This window comes from Klebsiella sp. WOUb02 (assembly GCF_050058015.1).
Taxonomy (GTDB): domain Bacteria; phylum Pseudomonadota; class Gammaproteobacteria; order Enterobacterales; family Enterobacteriaceae; genus Klebsiella.
Genome location: NZ_CP170110.1, coordinates 2,839,953 through 2,859,907, shown reverse-complemented (window position 1 = coordinate 2,859,907; position 19,955 = coordinate 2,839,953). Strand labels below are relative to the sequence as shown.

Sequence of the window (19,955 nt, the reverse complement as noted above, 5' to 3'; positions counted from 1 at the left end):
TTAGCTCTCCTTGGTGGGCGAGTTTTCAGTTAACCAGTTAGCTAGCTGACAATACTGCGCCACGGAAATATTCTCTGCACGTTGCGCCGGGTCGATGCCCAGCTCGGTCAGCACTTCAACGCTGAACAGATTGCCGAGGCTATTGCGAATCGTTTTCCGCCGCTGGTTGAACGCTTCGGTGGTGATTCGGCTCAGTACGCGAACCTCTTTGACCGGATGCGGCAGCGTGCGATAGGGCACCAGGCGCACCACGGCGGAATCGACTTTAGGCGGCGGCGTAAAGGCGGTCGGCGGAACTTCAAGCACCGGGATTATCTGGCAGTAATATTGCGCCATCACGCTCAGTCGACCATACGCCTTACTGTTCGGACCGGCAACCAGGCGATTGACGACCTCTTTTTGCAGCATAAAGTGCATGTCGGCAATGGCATCAGTATAGCTGAACAGGTGGAACATCAGCGGCGTGGAGATGTTGTAAGGCAGATTGCCGAACACGCGCAGCGGCTGACCCATGTTCTGCGACAGCTCGCCAAAGTTGATGGTCATGGCATCCTGCTGATAAATGGTCAGCTTTGGCCCTAAGAACGGGTGCGTTTTCAGGCGGGCGGCGAGGTCGCGGTCCAGCTCGATAACGGTGAGCTCGTCCAGACGTTCGCCTACCGGCTCGGTCAGCGCGGCCAGGCCCGGGCCGATTTCGACAATCGCCTGGCCCTTCTGTGGATTAATGGCTGAGACGATGCTGTCGATCACGAACCGATCGTTGAGAAAGTTTTGCCCGAAGCGTTTACGGGCTAAGTGGCCCTGATGGACTCGATTATTCATTGCGTATTAACAATCATTTTAATGGCGAGATTAAGCGCCGTGATAAAACTGCCGACATCCGCTTTCCCCTGGCCCGCCAGTTCTAGGGCGGTGCCGTGGTCAACGGAGGTTCGAATAAAGGGTAAACCGAGCGTAATGTTCACGCCGCGGCCGAAGCCCTGGTATTTTAGCACGGGAAGACCCTGATCGTGGTACATCGCGAGCACCGCATCGGCATGGTCGAGATATTTGGGCTGAAAAAGGGTATCCGCCGGCAGCGGCCCGCTGAGATTCATCCCCCGAGCGCGCATCTCTTCCAGCACCGGAATGATGGTGTCGATCTCTTCCGTACCCATATGGCCGCCTTCTCCCGCGTGCGGGTTTAGACCGCACACCAGCACATGCGGCTGGGCGATACCAAACTTGTGGCGCAGATCGTGGTCAAGGATGGTGATGACTTCGCGCAGCAGGTCGGGGGTAATGGCGTCACTGATCGCTTTCAGCGGCAGATGGGTGGTCGCCAGCGCGACGCGAAGCTCTTCCGTGGCCAGCATCATCACCACTTTACTGGCCTGCGCGCGCTCTTCGAAGAACTCGGTATGGCCGGTGAAGGCGATCCCGGCGTCGTTGATATTGCCTTTATGGACCGGCCCGGTAATTAATGCCGCAAACTCGCCGTTCAGGCAGCCGTCGCAGGCGCGCGCCAGGGTTTCCACCACGTAGCTGCCGTTGCGCACCTCCAGCACGCCGGGCGTTACCGGGGCGTTTAGCGGTACGGGAAGCAGGGTCAGGGTGCCGGCGCGCTGCGGGGCGGCGGGGCGGGACGGGTCCCAGGGCAGAAGCGATAAAGGAAGACCGAGCCGTTGGGCTCGGTCAGATAACAGTGCGCCATCGGCGCAAACCACCAGTTCAACCGGCCATTCTCTCTGCGCAAGCTGCGCGACGAGGTCAGGACCAATCCCGGCAGGTTCCCCGGGAGTGATGACAACACGATTCATACGCTTCATCCTTCAGGCTATTTCCTGGTTGGCTACGCCGTTGGCGGTTCATCCATGAGCCTCGCCCGTTTTGGGCCGTCGCAGGCAACGTTACGGTCAGCGGCTGCGCCCCGGCGGCTCATCGGTCAGCCTGGGGCGCTATGCGCTTGCCGCCCGATACGCGTGGAACGGCTGGCGTATCGGGCGGTAAATTAGTTACTCAGAACTTTGACGTAAGCGCTGGCGCGCTGTTCCTGCATCCAGGTCGCCGCTTCTTCCGAGAACTTACGGTTCATCAGCATCCGGTAGGCGCGATCTTTCTGCGCCGCGTCGGTTCTGTCAACCTGGCGGGTGTCCAGCAGCTCAATCAGGTGCCAGCCGAAGGAGGAGTGCACCGGAGCGCTGGTCTGGCCTTTGCTCATGTGCATCAGCGCATCGCGGAACGCCGGATCGAAGATATCGGTGGTTGCCCAGCCCAAATCGCCGCCCTGGTTAGCAGAGCCCGGATCTTCAGAAAACTCTTTCGCTGCTTTAGCGAAGGTGGTTTTCCCGCTCTTAATGTCGGCTGCAATCTGCTCCAGCTTGGCCTTCGCCTGGGCATCGTTCATGATCGGCGACGACTTCAGCAGAATGTGGCGGGCGTGGACTTCGGTAACGGAGATATTTTTGCTTTCGCCGCGCATATCGTTGATTTTCAGGATATGGAAGCCAACGCCGGAGCGGATCGGGCCGACGATGTCGCCTTTCTTCGCGGTGCTCAGCGCCTGGGCGAAGATCCCCGGCAGCTCCTGAATACGGCCCCAGCCCATCTGGCCGCCTTTCAGCGCCTGCTGGTCGGCAGAGTAGCTGATCGCCAGCTTGCCGAAGTCCGCGCCGCTGCGCGCCTGCTCAACGATAGAATTCGCCTGATCCTGCGCGGCGGCAACCTGGTCGGAGGTCGGGTTTTCCGGCAGCGGAATCAGGATGTGGCTCAGGTTCAGCTCGGTGCTGGCATCGTTCTGATCGCCAATCTGTTTTGCCAGCGATTCAACTTCCTGCGGCAGCACGGTAATGCGGCGACGCACTTCGTTATTACGCACTTCTGAAATCAGCATCTCTTTGCGAATCTGATTACGGTAGGTGGCAAAGTTCAGACCGTCATAGGCCAGACGGCTGCGCATCTGATCCATGGTCATATTGTTCTGCTTCGCGATGTTGGCAATCGCCTGATCGACCTGGTCGTCAGAGATTTTCACGCCCATCTTCTGGCCCATCTGCAAAACAATCTGGTCCATAATCAGTCTTTCGAGGATCTGATGACGTAGGGTGGCATCATCCGGCAGCTGCTGACCGGCCTGGCCGGCGTTAAGCTTAACCGATTGCATCAGGCCGTTGACGTCGCTTTCAAGAACAACGCCATTATTGACGACAGCCGCTACTTTATCGACAACCTGTGGGGCAGCGAAACTGGTATTCGCGATCATGGCGATACCGAGAAGCAGCGTTTTCCAGTTCTTCATACTTTTTCCATTTCAATTAACCGCAAAGGCGGATTACGTTTTAAACCAGCCACATCACAGGGAGTTCTGGTACGGTAGAATGTTCGAACGCAGCATCTGCTGGGTGCCGAGACCGTAATTGGAGCTCAGACCGCGTAGCTCAATGTTGATGCCAAAGGTATTGTCGTATTTGCTCTCGCCGTTACCGCTATTATCCCAGCCGTTGATCTTGCGTTCATAGCCGAGGCGAATCGCGTAGCAGCAGGAGTTATACTGGACCCCTAACATCTGGTTGGCGCTCTTTTTGGTATTGGTATCAAAGTAGTATGCGCCGACAATGGACCAGCGATCGACTACCGGCCAGCTGGCGGTCATACCCACCTGAGAAATACCGTTTTTGTACTGCTCAGCGGTTGAATACGAAGGCAGGGTTGCCTGAATGTATTCCGGGCTGGCGTAACGATAGTTAAGTTGGACTAAGCGGTTTTCGTCGCGACGGTATTCAACGGTGCCGTTACCGGTTGCGACGTTATCCAGACGCGTATCGTACTGAATTCCCCCGCGTAAACCCCAGTCATCGGCGATGCGCCAGTAAGTATCTCCGGCCCAAACCAGTGAACCCCTTGTGTCGTTATTCTCCCAGTTGATGTTGTCATCACCGGTACGGGACTCGGTGAAATAATAGATTTGACCAACGGAAATATTAAAACGTTCAACGGCGGCTGCATCATATACGCGAGAAGTGACGCCGGTAGTCACCTGGTTTGCGGATGCTATCCGGTCCAGGCCGCTGTAGGAACGGTCGCGGAACAGGCCGCTGTAGTCCGATTGCAGCAGGGTGGAGTCGTAAGAACCGATATGGCTCTGGTCGCGATACGGAATGTACAGGTACTGCACGCGCGGTTCCAGAGTCTGGGTAAAGCTCTCCTGCATATCGCGCTCGAAGACCATTTTGCCGTCGATTTTGAACTGTGGCATCACGCGGTTAACGGACTCTTTGTAGTCCGCATTGTTAGCCGCGTTGTAGTCGTCGAGGTTGCTCTGCTGATAGTGGGTCGCCAGCAGCTTGGCTTCGGTATTGATGCTGCCCCAGCCGTTAGACAGCGGCAGATTGATCGTCGGCTCGAAGTGGACGCGGGTCGCTTCCGGCATGTTGCCGTTGGTATTGACGAAGTGCACCGCCTGTCCGTACAGATGGGTATCAAACGGACCGACGTCGTTCTGGTAGTAGTTAACGTCCAGCCTGCGGCTGAGCCGAATAGGAGTTGCTCGAGTCGCGGTTAAAGACCTGGAACTGCTTGGTCGATACGGTGGCGTCGAAGTTCTGGTTGACGTAGCCGGCGCTGAATTTCTGCGTGGCGTAGCCGTCGGTGCTGGAGCCGTATTTCGAGCTGAAATCGTTAAAGTAGTCCGGATCGCTGACCTTGGTATAGTCGGCGTTAAGGCGCCATACCTGATCGATGACCCCGGAGTGGTTCCAGTAGAACAGCCAGCGGCGGCTGTTGCTGTCGCTGGAGTGATCGTCCTGGTAGACCTTATCGGACGGCAGATAGTCAAACTCGAACAGGCCCGCGCCGGCTTTGGTCAGATAGCGGAACTCGTTTTCCCACATCACGCCGCCGCGCTTGCTCATATAGTGCGGCGTCAGGGTGGCGTCGAAGTTAGGCGCGATATTCCAGTAGTAAGGAAGAGAGAACTCCACGCCATTTTTCGTGCTGTATTTGGCGTTAGGGATCAGGAAGCCGGAACGACGCTTATCGCCTACCGGCAGACTGCAGGTAAGGGCTGTAGAAAATAGGCACCGAGCCGAGCTTAAAGCGCGCGTTCCAGATCTCCGCGACCTGCTCTTCGCGGTCGTGGATAACTTCGCTACCGACGACGCTCCAGGTGTCAGAACCCGGCAGACAGGAGGTAAAGCTGCCGTTTTCCAGAATGGTGTAGCGGTTTTCACCGCGCTGTTTCATCAGATCGGCCTTGCCGCGGCCCTGACGGCCGACCATCTGGTAATCGCCTTCCCAGACATTGGTATCTTTGGTGTTCAGGTTTGACCAGCCTTTCGGCCCTTTCAGGATGACCTGATTATCGTCATAGTGAACGTTGCCCAGCGCATCGACCGTGCGCACGGGCTGAGGCTGGCCCGCAGCCTGCTGCTGATGAAGCTGAACCTCATCCGCCTGAAGACGGCTATTCCCTTGGTTAATATCGACGTTACCGGTGAATGTGGCATTATCCGGATAGTTGCCCTTCGCATGATCGGCATCGATCGTCACCGGCAGCTCGTTCGTTTTGCCTTCGACGAGGGGACGATTATAGCTTGGGACGCCAAGCATACACTGCGTGGCGAGATCGGCAGCGAGGCCCTGTTGGCTATACAAGGCGCTGGCGATCATGGTGGCCAGGAGGCTGGGAATACGTTTTTTCATACGTTGTATTTGTTGTTCCGTCATCTTGTGGCAGCGGCTTGCAAACGGTCAGAGCCTAACGTACTCATCCTGATCGCGCTAGTGTTAATCCTGCCCGTTTCAGTCCCGAGCGTTAGGCACCGTGTAGAATGACGAGTATGATAAAGCAAATTATAGGCTATGTCCCACAATTGACCGAAGCGTCAGTGCTTTGTAACGTGCGGTCATATATAGCTTAACTGGCGGCGTAAAGTTTGGGGAGTCTATGCAGTATTTGGGAAAAATAATTGGGGTTGCGGTGGCGCTGATGATGGGCGCGGGCTTTTGGGGCGTGGTGCTGGGCCTGCTGGTCGGCCATATATTCGATCGCGCGCGCCATCGGCGGATCAACGTTTTTGCTAACCAGCAGGAGCGGCAGTCGCTGTTCTTTTCCACCACCTTTGAGGTGATGGGCCATCTGACCAAATCGAAAGGTCGCGTGACCGAAGCCGATATTCACGTCGCCAGCATTCTGATGGATCGCATGAATTTGCACGGCGAGTCGCGTACGGCGGCGCAGCAGGCGTTTCGCGTAGGGAAATCAGACGATTATCCGCTGCGCGAGAAAATGCGCCAGCCTGCGCAGCGTCTGTTTCGGCCGCTTTGATTTGATTCGGATGTTTCTGGAAATTCAGACTGCAGGCGGCCTTCGCCGACGGCGAATTGCACCCTAATGAACGCGAGGTTCTGTTCGTCATCGCCGATGAGCTGGGGATCTCCCGCGCCCAGTTTGAGCAGTTCCTGCGCATGATGCAGGGCGGGGCCCAGTTTGGCGGCGGTTCTCAGCAGCACTCCGGATACCAGGGCCGCGGCCAGGGCGGCTGGCAGCAGGCGCAGCGCGGACCGACCCTTGAGGACGCCTGCAACGTGCTGGGCGTGAAGCCGACCGATGACGCGGCGACCGTCAAGCGCGCCTACCGCAAGCTGATGAGCGAGCACCATCCGGATAAGCTGGTGGCGAAGGGACTGCCGCCGGAAATGATGGAGATGGCGAAGCAGAAGGCGCAGGATATTCAGAAGGCCTGGGAGCTGGTCAAAGAGCAGCGCGGTTTCTGAGTTGTCGGCCTCTCCCGCCGGGGAGAGGCATCAGGACGAGCTCCTGGCGCGGCGGTACATCCGCCGCGGATGGCCAATTTTGCCGTACAGCATTTCCACTTCCAGAAAGCCCGTTTCCACGCAGTGCTCCAGATAGCGGCGGGCGGTCGTTTTGCTCAGGCCGGCGTCGTTCACCACCTCATCGACCGAAAAGCAGTGTTCTTCCCGCCCGCTAAACAGGTTCTGCACCAGCGCCAGCGTTTTCTCTTCAATCCCTTTGCTGCCGCTATCGGCGCGATAGTTTTTCGCCTGCAGCTGGTACAGCGAATCAACGTTTTGCTGGTCGACAATCTTCCACTCCCGCTGCTGGTCGTAAAACTGAACGAAGCGTTCGAGAGACTGGCTCAGGCGTTTCCAGGAGACCGGCTTAAGGATGTAGTCGAAGGCGCCGTTGCGAATGGCCAGGCTGCAGGTTTCCATGTCGCTGGCGGCGGTAATAAAAATCACCGAACAGTTGGCGCTAGCCAGCAGCGGGTCGGTCATCAGCGTCACCCCCTTGCCGTCGGGTAAATAGTTGTCGAGCAGCACCAGCTGCGGCGGGCTGGCGTTGAGCATCTGCCGCGCCTGGGTGAGGGAGGCGGCCATTCCCGCCAGCCGCATGCGCGGGTGTTTTTGAATCAGCTCGGCGTGCAGCCGCGCCAGCTCGCTCTCATCTTCGACGATCAGCACATCGACCAGGTCATGATGCATAGTTTGCCCCTTGTGGCGGGTGGGCCGGACCGTCGGCGGGAATAAATAGCGTAAAGATGGCCCCGCGCGGCGAGTTATCGGCAACCTCGATGGTGCCGCCAGCCTGAGTGACATAATGTTCAATAAGATACAGGCCGATGCCGTGATCGCCACGGGTTTTAGTGGTGACGCCGCGTTCAAAGATTCGATCGCGGATCTCCGGGCGAATACCGACGCCGCGGTCGGCCACTTCAATCATCAGCTCCCGGGCGTTGAGCTGGATCAGCACTTCAACCGGCTCGTGCGGCGATTCGGCGCGCTGGGTGGCTTCAATGGCGTTATCCAGCAGGTTACCGATAATCGAGATCAGCTCCGATTCGATTAACGACGGCAGTGGCCGGTCGATGTGGCAGGCGGGATCGAAGCTCAGCACGACGCCTTTCTCGCGCGCTCGGGCGGCCTTGCCCAGCAGCAGGCCGCAGAGCGTCGGCGAACTAAAGCGGGATGAAATGAAGTCCAGCAATTCCTGAGCGTGCTCCGACTGCGCCTGAATATAGCGAATGGCCTCGTCGTAGTGGCCCATATGCAGCAGGCCGGAAAGCGTGGTCATGCGGTTCAGCTGCTCATGGCGCATGATGCGCAGGTTATCCACGTAGCGCTTCACCTGGCTGAGCTGGGCGCTAAGCGAGTTGATTTCATCGCGATCGCGGAAGGTGATCACCCAGCCCTGCAGCGAATTCTCCAGCATGATGCGCACCCGGCTGGCAAGGACGGTGAGCTGGTTGAAGCGGCATAGCTCATCGTGAGTGTCGTTTTCCAGCATCTCGCCGCTGGCGAAAAACGGCTGCGGAACGATGACGCTATCGATGGACTGCCCGCGCAGCTGGTGCGCGGGCTGGCTAAGGCCGAGCAGGCTGCGGGCGGCGTGGTTAATGACGTTAATGCGGCGGGTATGATCGATAACGATAACCCCTTCATAAATCGACTCCATCATCGCCTTTTGCTGGCGCACCAGCAGGCCGATCTCCCGCGGCTCCAGGGAGAAGATCTGCTTTTTGATGCTGCGGGTGAAGTACCAGGAGAAGATAAACAGCGCAACCAGCAGCAGCACGGCGGCGACGAAGATATTGATCACTTTTTGCAGCGTAACGCTGTCGAGATAGCTGGTCAGATAGCCGACGGAAACAATCCCCACCACCTGGCCCGCGTCGTTACGCACCGGCGCCTTGCTGCGCAGCGAAACCCCGAGCCCGCCTTTGCGGATGGTGGTAATGGTTTTCCCCTCCAGCACCGCCTGATTATCGCCGCCCACCAGCCGGGTGCCGACCCACTCCGGATGCACGGAGTGGAACAGATGCAGGCCCCGCGCGTCGCCAATAACAATAAAGCTGGCGTCGCTGCGGGCGGCGATTTCCTGCATAAAGGTTTTTATTCCCTGCGGGTCCTTGCGGGCAACCTGCTGGCGTAAATTGGGCATCAGGGCGATCTCTTCGGCCTGTATTTGGGCGCGGGCGCTCATCTCCTGATAAAGCTGATGGCTGGCATCGAAATAGTAATAAACGCCCAGCAGGGCGAACAGGATCGAGAAAAACGCCACCAGGGAAATAAACAGCTTAAATTGAAAGGAAACTTTCATAGGCTTTGTTCAGAGTCTCAGTAAGGCGGGCAAGAAACGAGCGGCCGCCTGCGCCGGGGTCAGGGAACGGAAACGATCCGCGAAGCCTATTTATAAATGATCTATAGCGCTGACGACAAAAAACCATAAAAACCACGCTAATAAATCAGAGATATATCACGCCGGTAATAGAAACCATAAAAACCATAGTGCCCATTAAAACTTCATTTTTAATCTGGCGATCCTCACATTAAGTCGGCTTATTCCTCCCTAGTCTGAAGATGAATAATAACTAAAGGGCTAAACCTATGAGCACCACAGACAATGCATTCTCTGCGACCCTCGACCCCATCGACACCCCAAAGGCCACGCTGAAACAGCGCTGGTGGCACGTTATGGACAACCGGAAAGTCGGGATTATCCCGCTGCCTCTGTTCCTGCTGGCCGGCGGCTTAATTGCCCTTGACTGTCTGGGCGGCAAGCTGCCGAGCGACATTGTGGTGATGGTGGCGACGCTGGCGTTTTTTGGCTTTGCCTGCGGCGAGTTTGGCAAGCGCCTGCCGGTGCTCGGCAAGCTCGGCGCGGCGGCGATCTGTGCGACCTTTATTCCCTCGGCGCTGGTCCATTACGGCCTGCTGCCGGACGTGGTGGTGGAATCCACCACCAAATTCTACAAGTCGACCAATATTCTCTATCTCTACATCTGCTGCATTATCGTCGGCAGCATCATGAGCATGAACCGCACCACGCTGATTCAGGGCTTCCTGCGCATTTTCTTCCCGATGCTGTGCGGTGAAATTGTCGGCATGCTGGTCGGCGTTGGCGTCGGGACGGCATTAGGCCTGGAGCCGTTCCAGGTGTTTTTCTTTATCGTCCTGCCGATTATGGCCGGCGGCGTAGGGGAAGGGGCGATACCGCTGTCGATTGGCTATGCCGCGCTGATGCATATGGATCAGGGCGTCGCGTTAGGCCGCGTCCTGCCGATGGTTATGCTGGGCAGCCTGACGGCGATTGTCATCTCCGGCAGCCTGAACCAGCTGGGCAAGCGCTTCCCGCATCTGACCGGCGAAGGCCTGCTGATGCCGAACCGCAGCAATGAAACGCAGCGCGAAACCGCCGGTGACGAAAGCGTCGGCGGCAAAACGGACGTAGCGACGCTGGCGTCCGGGGCGCTGCTGGCGGTGCTGCTCTATATGCTGGGGATGCTGGGCCAAAAGATGATTGGCCTGCCGGCGCCGGTGGGGATGCTGTTTCTGGCGGTGCTGCTGAAGCTGGCCAACGGCGTATCGCCGCGCCTGCAGGAGGGCTCTCAGGTGGTGTATAAGTTCTTCCGCACGGCGGTGACCTATCCGATTCTGTTTGCCGTTGGCGTCGCCATTACGCCGTGGCAGGAGCTGGTTAACGCCTTTACTATCACTAATCTGCTGGTGATTATCAGCACCGTCTCCGCGCTGGTGGCGACCGGATTCTTTGTCGGTAAAAAAATTGGTATGCATCCGATCGATGTGGCGATCGTCTCCTGCTGCCAGAGCGGCCAGGGAGGAACCGGCGATGTGGCGATTCTGACCTCCGGCAACCGCATGAACCTGATGCCGTTCGCCCAAATCGCCACCCGCATCGGTGGAGCGATCAATGTCTCTCTGGGCCTGCTGTTTCTGAGCCACTTTATGGCGTGATTTAGTTCTGTGCTAACAGGAAAAACTGCTATTTCGCACCACAGGACGAAGAAAATTTCTTTGTCCTGTATCCTAAATTCTGTGCATTTAGCGATACAATCAGCAGCGAAATCCGTTATCGCGACGGCCCCTGCCGCCGTTATTTTATTCAGTGAAGGAGAGGAATTAATGTCCGTGGATACTCCCGCCCGTGCGGGCGCCAGCGTTGAAAACCTGCTGGCGGTGAAAGCGCAGCGTGAAGCTCGTCAGAACGACTGGTTAACCCATTATCAGCAGCCGGTTATTTCGCTCACCCTGGTGACGCCGGGCGCGGAGAAAGACAGCATCCGCTATCGCAATATGATGGGCGTGGCGCTGCAGGCTTTCGATCAGCTGCTGTGGAAACACCGCTGGCAAACCTTGGACCGTCAGGTGCAGTGGCTGCCGACCGGGCCGGAAGCGCTGTGGTGCGTTGAGCACTCTGCCGCTGAAATTAACGCGCTGTGCACGGAGCTGACGCAATCCCATCCGCTGGGGCGTTTATGGAATATCGAAGTGATTTGCCCGGCGGACGGCCTGCAGAGCCGCCCGTCAGCTGCCGAGAGCAACGATCGCCACCCGCAGCAGTCGGCCGCTCACGTAGAGCAGATGATTGACGCCTGGTTTGCCCGCGACTAACGGCTGAATGCGTGAGAAACCCCGCTCTCGCCGCGCTTAGCGGAGAGGAGGGGTAGCTCGGGTAAGGCGCTTACGCCGTAGCCCGGGGAATCAGCGGTCAGAAGTCGACCGGCGCGCGGAAGGTCATTGCGTTGCCGAAAGCGGGATGGGTGATGGTCAGCGTCTCCGCGTGCAGCAGCAGGCGCGGGGCCATCGCCAGCGCTTCCGGCGTGGCATAAAAGCGGTCGCCGAGAATCGGGTGGCCGAGGGCCAGCATATGCACGCGTAGCTGGTGCGAGCGCCCGGTAATTGGCTTCAGGCGCACGCGGGCGCTGTTATCGTCCGCGTATTCCAGTACCTCATACACGGTTTGCGCCGCCTTGCCGGTTTCGTAGCACACCTTCTGCTTTGGCCGGTTCGGCCAGTCGCAAATCAGCGGCAAATCCACCAGACCTTCTGCTTTCTGCGGGTGACCCCACACGCGGGCGACGTACTGCTTCTTCGGCTCGCGCTCGCGAAACTGACGCTTCAGCTCGCGCTCTGCCGCTTTGGTCAGCGCCACCACAATCACGCCGCTGGTGGCCATATCCAGCCGGTGAACCGACTCGGCCTGCGGAAAGTCGCGCTGCACGCGCGTCATCACGCTATCTTTATGCTCCTCCAGGCGCCCCGGCACGGACAACAGGCCGCTCGGCTTGTTGACCACCATAATGTGCTCATCCTGATAGAGGATGACCAGCCAGGGATCCTGCGGCGGATTGTAGTTTTCCATCGCCATATTTGCGTTCCGTTACTGGTGAGTGACGACGATTAAACGCAGCGCATCCAGACGCCAGCCGGCCTGGGCCAGCGCATCCATCACCTGCTGACGGTTGCTCTCAATGGCCGACAGTTCGTCATCGCGGATGTTCGGGTTCACCGCTTTCAGGGCTTCCAGACGCGACAGCTCCGCCGACAGCTTGTCGTTAGCCTCATCGCGCGCCGCTGCGATCAGCGCCTGAGCGGCCTTCGCGACCTGCGCTTCGCCGAGCTGCAGGATCGCGTGAACGTCCTGCTGCACCGCGTTGACCAGCTTACTGCCGGTATGGCGGTTAACGGCGCTCAGCTGGCGGTTGAAGCTCTCAAACTCCACCTGGCCGGCGAGGTTGTTGCCGTTCTTATCCAGCAGCATGCGTACCGGCGTCGCCGGCAGGAAGCGGTTAAGCTGCAGCTGCTTCGGCGCCTGGGCTTCGACGACGTAAATCAGCTCAAGCAGCAGCGTCCCGACCGGCAGCGCCTTGTTCTTCAGCAGCGAGATGGTGCTGCTGCCGGTATCGCCGGAAAGGATCAGATCCAGACCGTTGATAATCAGCGGATGCTCCCAGGTGACGAACTGCGCGTCTTCGCGGGAGAGCGCGACGTCGCGCTCAAAGGTGATGGTGCAGCCGTCCTCCGGCAGGCCCGGGAAGTCCGGAACCAGCATGTGATCGGACGGGGTCAGCACGATCAGATTCTCGCCGCGATCGTCCTGGTTGATACCGACGATATCAAACAGGTTCATGGCAAAGGCGATCAGGCTGGTGTCATCATCCTGCTCTTCAATGCTTTCGGCGAGCGCCTGCGCCCCTTCGCCGCCGTTGGAGTGGATCTCCAGCAGGCGGTCGCGGCCCTGCTCCAGCTGCGCTTTCAGCGCGTCGTGCTGCTGGCGGCAGGCTTTAATCAGATCGTCGAAGCCGTCGGTGGTTTCCGGCGCGGCAAGATAGTTAATCAGCTGGTTATGGACGCTATCGTAAACGGTACGGCCGGTCGGGCAGGTGTGCTCGAAGGCATCAAGCCCTTCGTGATACCAGCGGACCAGCACCGACTGGGCGGTATTTTCCAGATACGGCACGTGGATCTGAATATCGTGCGCCTGGCCGATACGGTCCAGACGGCCAATACGCTGCTCCAGCAGGTCCGGGTTGAACGGCAGATCGAACATCACCAGGTTGCTGGCGAACTGGAAGTTACGGCCTTCGGAGCCGATTTCAGAGCACAGCAGCACCTGCGCGCCGGTGTCCTCTTCGGCAAACCACGCGGCGGCGCGGTCGCGTTCGATGATCGACATCCCTTCGTGGAATACCGCGGCGCGAATGCCTTCCCGCTCGCGCAGCACCTGCTCCAGCTGCAGCGCGGTGGCTGCTTTGGCGCAGATCACCAGCACCTTCTGCGAACGGTGGCTGGTCAGGTGGCCCATCAGCCACTCGACGCGCGGGTCGAAGTTCCACCAGGTTCCGCTATCGCCTTCGAACTCCTGATAGATCTGCTCCGGATAGAGCATGTCGCGCGCGCACTCTTCGGCGGTTTTACGCGCGCCCATAATGCCGGAGACCTTGATGGCCGTCTGATATTGCATCGGCAGCGGCAGGCGAATGGTGTGCAGTTCGCGTTTCGGGAAGCCTTTGACGCCGTTACGGGTGTTACGGAACAGAACGCGACTGGTGCCGTGGCGGTCCATGAGCATGGAGACCAGCTCCTGGCGCGCGGACTGCGCTCCGTCGCGATCGCTGTTAGCGGTCTGCAGCAGCGGCTCGATATCCTGCTCGCCGATTAGCTCGCCGAGCATATTCAGGTCGGCATCGCTCAGCCTGTTGCCCGCCAGCAGCAGGGCTACGGCGTCGGCCACCGGGCGGTAGTTCTGCTGCTCTTCGACGAACTGGGCGAAGTCGTGGAAACGGTTCGGGTCCAGCAGGCGCAGACGGGCGAAATGGCTCTCCATCCCCAGCTGTTCCGGCGTGGCGGTCAGCAGCAGGATCCCCGGCACGCGCTCGGCCAGCTGTTCAATCGCCTGATATTCGCGGCTCGGCGCCTCTTCGCTCCATACCAGGTGGTGCGCCTCATCGACGATCAGCAGATCCCATTCGGCGTCGCACAGACTGCTCAAGGCGCTGCTTGCTGCGGCGCACAAAATCCAGGGAGCAGATCACCAGCTGCTCGGTTTCAAACGGATTATAAGCGTCGTGCTGCGCTTCGGCGTAGCGCTCGTCGTCAAACAGCGAGAAGCGCAGGTTGAAGCGGCGCAGCATTTCGACCAGCCACTGGTGCTGCAGGGTTTCCGGAACGACGATCAGCACGCGCTCGGCGGCGCCGGCCAGCAGCTGCTGATGCAGGATCATCCCGGCTTCGATGGTTTTACCGAGCCCAACTTCATCCGCCAGCAGCACGCGCGGGGCGTGGCGACGGCCAACGTCGTGGGCGATGTGTAGCTGGTGCGGGATCAGGCTGGTACGCTGGCCGCGCAGGCCGCTCCACGGCATCCGGTACTGCTCGCTCTGATATTTACGCGCGCGATAGCGCAGCGCAAAGCGGTCCATACGGTCGATCTGCCCGGCAAACAGGCGATCCTGCGGCTTGCTGAAAACCAGCTTGCTGTCGAGCAGCACTTCACGCAGGACCACGTTGGTCTCCTCGGTATCCAGACGGGTACCGATATAGGCCAGCAGGCCGTTCTCTTCATTAACTTCGTCAACCTGGAGCTGCCAGCCTTCGTGGCTGGTGATGGTGTCGCCTGGATTAAACATCACGCGGGTGATCGGGGAGTCATTGCGCGCGTACAGACGATTTTCGCCGATGGCGGGGAAAAGAAGGGTAACCATGCGCGCATCCAGCGCGACTACCGTCCCTAATCCCAGTTCGCTCTCTGTGTCGCTAATCCAGCGTTGACCAAGTGTAAAAGGCATATGTGTTCGGCTCTTTAGTTCTTAAATTGCAGGCAATAGTTGATCATCTCCAAATAGGATGGAGAGAGATCAAAATTGGGTCCAGGAGTGGAAAGGGCGCTATGGTACTGGATGCCGCGGTGATAGTCACCTGTCAAAATAGCCCCAGCTGCCCTGTCACTATTGTAGCAAAATCATCATCGACAAAGGGAAGTATTCCTTCCGCGACCGGCTGCAGTTGTTTCGCCAAATAGTGCTCGTAATCGAGCGGCGAGTGCTGATAATCGACCGGCTCCGGCCCGCTGGTGGTCCAGACATATTTGATGCTGCCGCGCTGCTGGTACTGCTGCGGCCTGCCCAGCCTGACGTTGTGCTCGTCGGCAAGCCTTGCCGCGCGGACGTGCGGCGGAACGTTGCGCTGATATTCCGCCAGCGGCCGGCGCAGGCGCTTGCGGTAGATCAGCCGATCGTCGAGCTCGCCGTTCATCAGCTGACGAATCGTCTCCAGCACGTAGTCGCGGTAGGGCTGGTTGCGGAAGATGCGCAGGTACAGCTCCTGCTGAAACTGCTGGGCCAGCGGCGTCCAGTCGGTTCGCACCGTTTCCAGCCCTTTAAAGACCATTTTCTGCTGCTGCGCCTCCTGAATCATCCCGGCGTAGCGCTTTTTGCTGCCGGTATCGGCGCCGCGGATGGTCGGCATTAAAAAGCGGCAGAAGTGGGTTTCAAACTCCAGCTCCAGGGCGCTGGTGAGGCGCGCTTTCCCCAGCTCGGCGGCCCACCAGTCGTTGACGTAGGCCACCAGCGAACGGCCGATTTTCGCCGCCTCTTGTTCATCATGGGCGCGCCTGAGCCAGACAAAGGTGGAATCGGTGTCGCCGTAGATAACGTCATAGCCCTGCGACTCAATCAGCGCTTTGGTCTGGCGCATGATGGCGTGGCCGCGCATGGTGATTGACGAGGCCAGCCGCGGGTCGAAAAAGCGGCAGGCGCTGGTGCCGAGCACGCCATAAAAGGCGTTCATAATGATCTTCAACGCCTGCGACAGCGGCTTATTTTTATGCCGTTTGGCGTCGTCGCGGCCGTGCCAAATCTGGCCGACGATGTCCGGCAGGCAGTGCTTTTCGCGGGAGAAGCGCGCGCCGAGAAATCCTTCGGTGCTGTGCTCGTCGTCGGGCAGGGCGCCGCCTTCGACGAGCCCCACCGGGTCGATCAGGAAGGTGCGAATAATCGAGGGGTACAGGCTTTTGTAGTCCAGCACCAGCACCGAATCGTACAGGCCGGGGCGGGAGTCCATCACGTAGCCGCCGGGGCTGGCCTGCGGCGGCACTTCGCCGAGGTTCGGCGCAACGTAGCCCAGCCGGTGCATGCGCGGAAAATAGAGGTGGCTGAAGGCGGCCACCGACCCGCCGTGGCGGTCGGCGGGCAGGCCGTTAACCGTGGCGCGCTCCAGCAGAAACGGCACGATCTCCGTTTTCCGGAAGATGCGCGTCACCAGCTCGCAGTCCTGCAGGTTGTAGGTGGCCAGCGCCGGCTTATCCTCGCTGAAGCGGCGGTCGATTTCGTCCATCCGATCCCACGGGTTATCAATGGCTTTGCCTTCCCCCAGCAGCTCGCGGGCCACCGCCTCAAGCGAAAAAGAGGGGAAGTTCCAGAACGCGGATTTCAGCGCCTCAATGCCGTCGATAATCAGCCGCCCGCTGGCCTGGGCGAAGAAGACTCCGTTTTTAAAACCGTGCTCGCGCCACTCCAGCTCGCTATTGCCGCGGCCGAGCAGCAGCGGAATGCGGTAGCGCTCGGCGTGTTTTTGCAGCACGCGCAGGTCGAACTGCACCACGTTCCAGCCGATCAGGATGTCCGGGTCGTGGGCGGCAAACCAGGCGTTGAGTTTTTCCAGCAGCTGCGGGCGGCTGGCGACGTACTCCAGCTGAAAATCGACGGCGGGAGCGACCGCCGGCTCCGGCCCGAGCATGTAGACGACCCGCTGGCCGCAGCCCTCCAGACCGATGCAGTACAGCTCGCCGTGGCGGCTGGTTTCGATATCCAGCGAGACCCACTTCAGCGGCGGCCGATAGTGCGGGCTGGCCTTCATGCGGGCGTTGATCAGCTGCGTGCCGCGCGCTTCGCCTTCGACCCAAACCGGCGCGGTAATAAAGCGCTCCATCAGATAGCGTTCCGGCGGGCGGACGTCGCCTTCGTAGACGGTAACGCCCTGTTCGCGCAGCTTCTTTTCGAGGCGCATCAGCTGGCGGTGGGCGCGGCAGTAAAGGCCGAAAACCGGCTGGCGGTGAAAATCTTTCAGGCTGAGCGGGGCGAGGCGCAGGCCATTTTCGCCCTGCAGCAGGCGCTCAGCCTGGGCGCGCTGCGCTTCGGGGATAAAGGCCACCGACTCCTGCGGCGGCAGGGTGACCTGCAGGGGGCCGTCGTCGGTTGCCAGCCAAAAGGTCAGCTCCGTGCCCTGGGGGGTATCCCGCCAGTGACGGGTCAATAAAAAACCTTCTCGTGGCTGGGTCACGCCGCGCTCTCATCAAGTCAAACCAGGCCTGAGTATAGCCTGGTTCACGGCGCAATGCTGGGGTTTTATACAGGCATTTTCCCGCTACTGAGGCGCTACTGCCCGTAATAGGCCTGTGCGCCGTGCTTGCGTAAATAGTGTTTATCCAGCAGGGTCTGCTGCATATCCGCCAGCTGCGGCGCCAGCTGGCGGCAGAAAATCCCCATATAGGCGATCTCTTCCAGCACAATCGCGTTATGCAGCGCATCTTCCGCGCTCTTCCCCCAGGCAAACGGGCCGTGGGAGTGCACCAGCACGCCGGGCATTTGCATCGGGTCGATGGCGTTGTCGCGGAAGGTTTCGACGATAACGCGCCCGGTTTCCCACTCATACTCGCCGTTGATTTCGCTGTCGGTCATCAGCCGGGTGCAGGGAACCGCGCCGTAGAAGTAGTCAGCGTGGGTGGTGCCGGTCGCCGGGATTGACTGGCCCGCCTGCGCCCAGATGGTCGCGTGGCGCGAATGGGTATGGACGATACCGCCGAGGGTCGGGAAGGCCTGATACAGCAGGCGATGGGTTGGGGTATCCGACGAGGGTTTCTTTTTCCCTTCCACCACTGCGCCGGTTTCGAGGCTCACTATCACTATATCCTCAGCGCTCATCGCGCCGTAATCGACGCCCGACGGCTTGATCGCCAGCAGGCCCCGCTCGCGGTCGACGGCGCTGACGTTGCCCCAGGTTAAGGTCACCAGGTTGTGCCTGGGCAGCGCGAGGTTCGCTTCCAGCACCTGACGTTTCAGATCTTCTAACATTGTCTACTCCGAATAGCGGGTCAGCGCGGTTTCCCCTCTTCTCCTCGCCTTCGCGGCGCAGAGGGAGAAGAGGGGACGACCTCTTAACGTTTGCCGGCGTAATAAACTTCGTTCCAGCGCAGCGCATCTTTGAAGGACGGCAGGCGGGTTTCGTTATCAATGACCGTCAGCTCGATATCCTGCAGCTCCGCAAACTGGCGCATATCTTCGAGAGTCAGGGCGTGGCTGAAGACGGTATGGTGCGCGCCGCCGGCAATGATCCAGGCTTCGGACGCGGTGCGGAGATCCGGCTGCGCTTTCCACAGGGCGTTGGCAACCGGCAGCTTCGGCAGTTCGTGCGGGGTCGGCACCGTTTCAACGGTGTTCACCAGCAGGCGATAGCGATCGCCGAGATCGATCAGGCTGGCGACGATCGCCGGGCCGGTCCGGGTGTTGAAGATCAGGCGCGCAGGGTCGGCTTTACCGCCAATGCCCAGCGGCTGAACGTCGAGGATCGGTTTTTCCGCCGTGGCGATGGTTGGGCAGACCTCCAGCATATGCGAGCCGAGCACCAGATCGTTGCCGCTGTCGAAGTGGTAGGTGTAATCCTCCATAAAGGAGGTGCCGCCCTGCAGACCGGTTGACATCACCTTCATGATGCGCAGCAGGGCGGCGGTTTTCCAGTCGCCTTCGCCCGCAAAGCCGTAGCCCTGCTGCATCAGACGCTGCACGGCGAGGCCCGGAAGCTGCTTCAGGCCGTGTAAATCTTCAAAGGTGGTGGTGAAGGCGTGGAAGCCGCCCTGCTGCAGGAAGCGCTGCATTCCCAGCTCGATACGCGCGGCATCGATAACGTTCTGCCGTTTATCGCCGTGGACCTGCGCCGCCGCGGTCAGCCGGTAGCGGCTTTCATACTCATCTACCAGGGCGCTGATATCGCCATCGCTGACGTCGTTGACCACCTGCACCAGATCGCCCACCGGCCAGGTATTGACCGAGAAGCCGAATTTGATCTGCGCGGCGACCTTATCGCCATCGGTGACCGCCACTTCGCGCATATTATCGCCAAAGCGGCAGACTTTCAGATGACGGGTATCCTGTTTCGAGACCGCCTGGCGCATCCATGAGCCGATGCGCTGATGAGCGTCCCGATCCTGCCAGTGGCCGGTCACCACGCTATGCTGCTGGCGCATACGGGCGCCAATAAAGCCGAACTCGCGGCCGCCGTGCGCGGTCTGGTTGAGGTTCATAAAGTCCATATCGATGCTGTCCCACGGCAGCGCCGCGTTGTACTGGGTGTGGAACTGCAGCAGCGGTTTATTGAGGATGGTCAGGCCGTTAATCCACATCTTGGCCGGAGAGAAGGTGTGCAGCCACACCACCATGCCGGCGCATTTATCATCGTAGTTAGCGTCGCGGCAGATATGGGTGATTTCGTCCGGCGTGGTGCCCAGCGGCTTTAATACCAGTCGGCACGGCAGTTTGGCCTCGGCGTTGAGGCTGTTCACCACCTGTTCGGCATGCTTCGTAACCTGACGCAGCGCTTCCGCGCCGTACAGATGCTGGCTGCCAATCACGAACCAGACTTCATAGTTAGCAAAAATCGTCATT

General features: G+C 59.4%; 11 protein-coding genes and 3 pseudogenes. 3 read left to right on the top strand and 11 right to left on the bottom strand.

What is annotated here, in order from left to right; genetic code table 11:
- The 4 genes and pseudogenes from rsmA to lptD all read right to left on the bottom strand — a co-directional run bounded on the left by rsmA (position 1) and on the right by lptD (position 5,679).
- A complete protein-coding gene (rsmA, locus tag ABOC21_RS20740) occupies positions 1 to 822 on the bottom strand; it encodes a 16S rRNA (adenine(1518)-N(6)/adenine(1519)-N(6))-dimethyltransferase RsmA (protein WP_426813111.1) in 822 nt (273 codons plus the stop codon).
- Positions 819 to 1,808 carry a 4-hydroxythreonine-4-phosphate dehydrogenase PdxA gene (pdxA, locus tag ABOC21_RS20735; protein WP_426813110.1) on the bottom strand — a complete coding sequence of 330 codons (990 nt, stop codon included), beginning with the start codon at positions 1,806 to 1,808 and terminating at the stop codon, positions 819 to 821. The genes rsmA and pdxA overlap by 4 nt, the downstream gene beginning before the upstream one ends.
- A gap of 182 nt (positions 1,809 to 1,990) precedes the next feature.
- Positions 1,991 to 3,277, bottom strand: a complete 1,287-nt coding sequence (gene surA, locus ABOC21_RS20730; RefSeq protein ID WP_426813109.1) for a peptidylprolyl isomerase SurA — start codon at positions 3,275 to 3,277, stop codon at positions 1,991 to 1,993.
- Positions 3,278 to 3,331: 54 nt separating this feature from the next.
- Positions 3,332 to 5,679, bottom strand: a pseudogene (gene lptD / locus ABOC21_RS20725) (LPS assembly protein LptD).
- Between the two features lie 244 nt (positions 5,680 to 5,923).
- Here lptD and djlA point away from each other — a divergent pair.
- A pseudogene (gene djlA, locus ABOC21_RS20720) lies at positions 5,924 to 6,753 on the top strand (co-chaperone DjlA).
- A 30-nt stretch (positions 6,754 to 6,783) separates the two neighbouring features.
- Here the strand turns inward: djlA and ABOC21_RS20715 are convergent.
- Together ABOC21_RS20715 and ABOC21_RS20710 are read right to left on the bottom strand one after the other, a co-directional pair.
- Entirely contained in the window at positions 6,784 to 7,482 is a 699-nt protein-coding gene (locus tag ABOC21_RS20715; protein WP_426813108.1) for a response regulator, read from the bottom strand.
- On the bottom strand, positions 7,472 to 9,097 hold the full coding sequence (locus ABOC21_RS20710) for an ATP-binding protein (protein ID WP_426813107.1): 1,626 nt from the start codon (positions 9,095 to 9,097) through the stop codon (positions 7,472 to 7,474). Before ABOC21_RS20710 ends, ABOC21_RS20715 begins: the two co-directional genes overlap by 11 nt.
- A gap of 287 nt (positions 9,098 to 9,384) precedes the next feature.
- Here ABOC21_RS20710 and ABOC21_RS20705 point away from each other — a divergent pair, with 287 nt between their 5' ends.
- A complete protein-coding gene (locus ABOC21_RS20705) occupies positions 9,385 to 10,752 on the top strand; it encodes a 2-hydroxycarboxylate transporter family protein (protein ID WP_426813106.1) in 1,368 nt (455 codons plus the stop codon).
- 168 nt (positions 10,753 to 10,920) lie between these two features.
- A complete protein-coding gene (gene citX, locus ABOC21_RS20700) occupies positions 10,921 to 11,409 on the top strand; it encodes a citrate lyase holo-[acyl-carrier protein] synthase (RefSeq protein WP_426813105.1) in 489 nt (162 codons plus the stop codon).
- Positions 11,410 to 11,506: 97 nt separating this feature from the next.
- Here the strand turns inward: citX and rluA are convergent, their stop codons facing one another.
- The 5 genes and pseudogenes from rluA to araA all read right to left on the bottom strand — a co-directional run bounded on the left by rluA (position 11,507) and on the right by araA (position 19,954).
- The gene (gene rluA, locus ABOC21_RS20695; RefSeq protein ID WP_426813104.1) at positions 11,507 to 12,166 is read right to left on the bottom strand and encodes a bifunctional tRNA pseudouridine(32) synthase/23S rRNA pseudouridine(746) synthase RluA; all 660 of its coding nucleotides are present in this window, start codon (positions 12,164 to 12,166) and stop codon (positions 11,507 to 11,509) included.
- A gap of 12 nt (positions 12,167 to 12,178) precedes the next feature.
- Positions 12,179 to 15,086: pseudogene (gene rapA / locus ABOC21_RS20690) on the bottom strand (RNA polymerase-associated protein RapA).
- Positions 15,087 to 15,219: 133 nt separating this feature from the next.
- Positions 15,220 to 17,577 (bottom strand): DNA polymerase II, encoded by a 2,358-nt coding sequence (gene polB, locus ABOC21_RS20685; protein ID WP_426813103.1) that lies wholly within the window; start codon positions 17,575 to 17,577, stop codon positions 15,220 to 15,222.
- Between the two features lie 95 nt (positions 17,578 to 17,672).
- Positions 17,673 to 18,368, bottom strand: coding sequence for an L-ribulose-5-phosphate 4-epimerase (gene araD / locus ABOC21_RS20680; protein WP_426813102.1), 696 nt, complete (start codon positions 18,366 to 18,368; stop codon positions 17,673 to 17,675).
- 83 nt (positions 18,369 to 18,451) lie between these two features.
- Positions 18,452 to 19,954 carry an L-arabinose isomerase gene (gene araA / locus ABOC21_RS20675; protein ID WP_426813101.1) on the bottom strand — a complete coding sequence of 501 codons (1,503 nt, stop codon included), beginning with the start codon at positions 19,952 to 19,954 and terminating at the stop codon, positions 18,452 to 18,454.
- Between the last annotated feature and the right edge of the window lies 1 nt (position 19,955).